Annotated in this window: 3 protein-coding genes; 2 read left to right on the top strand and 1 reads right to left on the bottom strand. The window is 70.8% G+C overall.

Annotated elements, in window-relative coordinates; translation table 11 throughout:
• Positions 1–1,059 (top strand): DEAD/DEAH box helicase (locus RIF89_RS13905; RefSeq protein ID WP_309069676.1); only part of this gene is annotated, 1,059 nt, incomplete at its 5' end.
• A gap of 61 nt (positions 1,060–1,120) precedes the next feature.
• Positions 1,121–2,149, top strand: a complete 1,029-nt coding sequence (locus RIF89_RS13900) for an ATP-dependent 6-phosphofructokinase (RefSeq protein WP_309069675.1) — start codon at positions 1,121–1,123, stop codon at positions 2,147–2,149.
• Positions 2,150–2,303: 154 nt separating this feature from the next.
• Here RIF89_RS13900 and RIF89_RS13895 read toward each other — a convergent pair.
• Positions 2,304–2,479, bottom strand: a 176-nt coding sequence (locus RIF89_RS13895) for a prolyl oligopeptidase family serine peptidase (RefSeq protein ID WP_309069677.1), incomplete at its 5' end; no start/stop codon positions are given.

Raw genomic sequence — 2,479 nt, 5'->3', positions numbered from 1 at the left:
TCGAGCATCCGCGAGGGCATGCCGGGTGGCGATCCGCTGCTGCTCGCTCTCACGGGAACGCCGCTCATCAACGACGTCGAGGACTTCGACGCGATCTGGCGGTTCCTCGGCTGGACCACCGGCGACAAGCCGGGCCCCGAGTTGATGGAGAAGCTCGACGCCACGGGTCTCACGCCCGCCGACAAGGCGTTCTATCCTGAGGCCCGCGACGCCGTGATCTCGATGGGCATCGTGCGGCGCCGCAAGAAGGACGTCGCGAAGGACCTGCCCGACAAGCTGATCGCCGACCTGCCGGTGCAGCTGGACGACGAGTTCGGTCGCGGCATCCGCGAGGCCGAGCGCGAGCTGGGCGCGCGCCTGGTCGCGCGCTACCGCCGGATCATCGAGGCGCGCGGCGACCGCGGCCTGGCGCCCGGCGAGATCGACGACGACATCGTGCGGCTCGTCGCGCAGGGCGAGCTCGACGAGACGAAGGCGGCCGGCACCGAGGGCGACAACGTCTTCACGATGGTGCGCCGCATCGGTCAGGCGAAGGCCGGCCTGGCAGCCGACTACGCGGCCCAGCTGCAGCGCTCGGTCGGCAAGGTGGTGTTCTTCGCGAAGCACATCGACGTGATGGACCAGGCCGAGGCGCACTTCGCTGCGGTCGGCATCAAGAGCGTGTCGATCCGAGGCGATCAGACGTCCGCCGCACGCCAGCAGGCGATCGATGCGTTCACGGGCGATCCCGAGGTCGGCATCGCGGTGTGTTCGCTCACCGCGGCGGGCGTGGGCGTGAACCTGCAGGCGTCGTCGAACGTCGTGCTCGCCGAGCTCAGCTGGACCGCCGCCGAGCAGACGCAGGCGATCGACCGCGTGCACCGCATCGGACAGGACGAGCCGGTCACCGCGTGGCGCATCATCGCGGCTCACACGATCGACACCAAGATCGCGGAGCTCATCGATCAGAAGCAGGGCCTCGCGGCGCGCGCGCTCGACGGCGAGGCCGTCGACCCGACCTCGAGCGACTCGGTGCAGCTCGCCGCCCTCATGCACGTGCTGCGGGACGCGCTGGCCTGATCGCTCGCACGGCCGGACGACGCCTCTTCGGGCGTCGTCCGGATCCCCTAGTGTCGAGAGCATGAAGATCGGAATCCTCACGTCCGGAGGTGATTGCCCCGGACTGAATGCGGTCATCCGCGGCATCGTCCTCAAGGGCACCACGTCCTACGACCTCGAGTTCGTGGGCATCCGCGACGGCTGGCGCGGCGTCGTCGAAGCGGACTTCTTCCCGCTCACCCGGCACGAGGTCAAGGGCCTCGCGAAGGTCGGCGGCACCATCCTGGGCACCAGCCGCACGAACCCCTATGAGGGAGAGCGCGGCGGCGCCGAGAACATCAAGGCGACGCTCGCCGAGAACGGCATCGACGGCATCGTGGCGATCGGCGGCGAGGGAACCCTCGCGGCGGCCGAGCGCCTCTCGAACGACGGCGTGCCCGTGTTCGGCGTGCCCAAGACGATCGACAACGACCTCGGCGCGACCGACTACTCGTTCGGCTTCGACACGGCCGTCAACATCGCGACAGAGGCGATGGACCGCCTGCGCACCACGGGCGACTCCCACCAGCGCTGCATGGTGGCCGAGGTCATGGGCCGCCACGTCGGCTGGATCGCGCTGCACGCCGGCCTTGCCGCCGGTGCGCACGTCATCTGCATCCCCGAGGTGCCGCTGTCGATCGAGGAGATCACGGCGCAGGTCACCTCGGCCCATGAGCGCGGTCGTGCGCCGCTCGTCGTGGTGTCGGAGGGCTTCAAGCTGAAGGGGCAGGAGGAGGCCTACAGCGACAAGGGCCTCGACGCGTTCAACCGCCCGCGCCTGGGCGGCATCGGCGAGGTGCTCGCGCCCGAGATCGAGCGGATCACGGGCATCGAGACGCGCGCGACCGTGCTGGGCCACATCCAGCGCGGCGGTTCGCCGTCGGGCTTCGACCGCGTGCTCGCCACCCGCCTCGGCCTCCACACGGCCGACGCCGTCGTCGAGGGCGCGTGGGGTGAGATGGTCGCGCTGCGCGGCACCGACATCGTGCGCGTCCCGTTCGCCGATGCGCTCGGTGAGCTGCACACCGTGCCGCTCTCGCGCTACGAGGAGGCCGCGGCCCTGTTCGGCTGAGCCTCATCCACGCTTCTCGTCCGGGATCTCCGGGCGCGGCGGGCCGGGGACACTCCCGAGGAGATCCGCGCCCCCGAGGAGATCCGCGTTCCCGAGGAGATCCGCCGCGGATCCGTCCTCGTGAGCGCGGATCTCCTCGCGTGCAGGCCGCGCGTCAGGCGTCGGCGACGCCCAGGACGTCGAACAGCCACGCGAGCTGGAAGGCCCGCTCGCGCCAGGAGTTGTAGCGGCCGCTCACGCCGCCGTGCCCCGCGACCATCTCGCACTTGAACAGCGCGTCCGCACCCACGTCGCGCAGGCGCGCGACCCACTTGGCCGGCTCCACGTAGA

Source organism: Microbacterium sp., from assembly GCF_031178525.1.
In the GTDB taxonomy this organism is placed as follows: Bacteria; Actinomycetota; Actinomycetes; order Actinomycetales; family Microbacteriaceae; genus Microbacterium.
Note: the sequence above shows the minus strand (reverse complement) of the source record. Positions and strands in the feature narration are given on the sequence as shown.